Genomic DNA, 1508 nt, shown 5'->3' on the forward strand with positions numbered 1-1508 from the left:
TGTTGCGGGTGCGGTTGGCCTGGGTGGGTGAGGATGCGGTGTCGTTGGTGGCGGTGGACGCGGCCGGGGAGCCGGTGCTGTCGGCGCGGTCGCTGCTGCTGCGCCCGATCGCGGTTGACGACCTCTCCGGTGCCGATGGTCGGGCGCCGGGGCGGGACGCGTTGTTCCGCCTGGAGTGGGTGAGATCGCCGGAGACGGCGTCTGGCCCCGTCACTCGTACGGCCGAGCTGATCCTGGATCCGGTGTCGGATCCGGTGGCGGAGTTGGCGGCGTTGGAAGTGGTGCCGGAGGTGGTGTCCGTTGTGGTCGGATCGGCCGGGTACGGGGATGTGGTGGGGGCGGTGCATGTGTTGGCCGCTCGTGTTCTGGGGTTGGTGCAGGGGTGGCTGGCCGATGAGCGGTGTGGTGGTTCGCGGCTGGTGGTGGTGACGCGGGGTGCGGTGTCGGCGTGGGCGGGGGATGTGGTCGCTGATCTGGGGGCCGCGGCGGTGTGGGGGTTGGTGCGGTCGGCGCAGTCGGAGAATCCTGGCCGGTTCGTGCTGGTCGACCTGGACGGGCAGGAGCTTTCGGCGTCGGTGCTGTCCGGGGTGCTGGCCTCGGGTGAGCCGCAGGTGGTGGTGCGTGGGGGTGAGGTGCGGGTTGCCCGGTTGGTGCGGGTGACATCCGGCTCCGGTTCAGGTTTCGCCGGTGGCTTCGGTGCTGATCCTGGTTCTGGTTCGGGTGAGGGACGTGTCTGGGATCCGGAGGGGACGGTGTTGATCACTGGTGGGACGGGTGGTCTGGGGGCGTTGTTCGCGCGGCATGTGGTGGCCGAGCGGGGGGTGCGGCGTCTGCTGCTGGCCGGCCGCCGGGGTCTGGACGCGCCCGGCGCGGTGGAGTTGCGGGCGGAGTTGGTCGCGCATGGGGTCGAGGTGGAGATCGCCGCGTGTGATGTGGCCGACCGCGACCAGGTGGCGGCGCTGCTGGCGCGGGTTCCGGCCGATCACCCGTTGACCGCGATCATCCATACCGCGGGTGTGCTGGACGACGGGACGATCCCGTCACTGACGGCCGGGCGGTTGGACGCGGTGTTGCGGCCGAAGGTGGACGCGGCCTGGCACCTGCACGAACTCAGCGCGGACCTGGATCTGGCGGGCTTCATCGTGTTCTCGTCGGTGGCGGGGACGTTCGGTGGGGCGGGGCAGGGCAATTACGCGGCGGCGAACGCGTTCCTGGACGCGCTGGCGGAGTTTCGGCGGGCGCAGGGTTTGGCGGGGTTGTCGCTGGCGTGGGGTCCGTGGGCGCAGGAGGCCGGGATGACCGGCGGGCTGGATGAGGTCGATCTGCGGCGGATGGCGCGGATGGGGATGCTGGCCCTGACGGTCGAACAGGGACTGGCGTTGTTCGACGCGGCGGGTGCGGTGGATCGCGCGGCGGCTGTGGCTCCGGTCCGGCTCGATCTGGCGGCGGTGCGGGCGGGTGGTGAGGTGCCGTATCTGCTGCGGGGGTTGGTGCGCGGGGTTCGCCGG

The 1508-nt window shown here is 71.6% G+C and carries 1 protein-coding gene; it reads left to right on the forward strand.

Going from position 1 to position 1508, the window contains the following annotated elements; genetic code table 11:
* Positions 1–23: 23 nt before the first annotated feature.
* A partial coding sequence (locus AB0K21_RS44655; protein WP_364159309.1) for a beta-ketoacyl reductase occupies positions 24–1508 on the forward strand: 1485 nt, incomplete at its 3' end.

The sequence above is a fragment of the Streptosporangium sp. NPDC049248 genome (assembly GCF_040678965.1).
In the GTDB taxonomy this organism is placed as follows: Bacteria; Actinomycetota; Actinomycetes; order Streptosporangiales; family Streptosporangiaceae; genus Streptosporangium; species Streptosporangium fukuiense.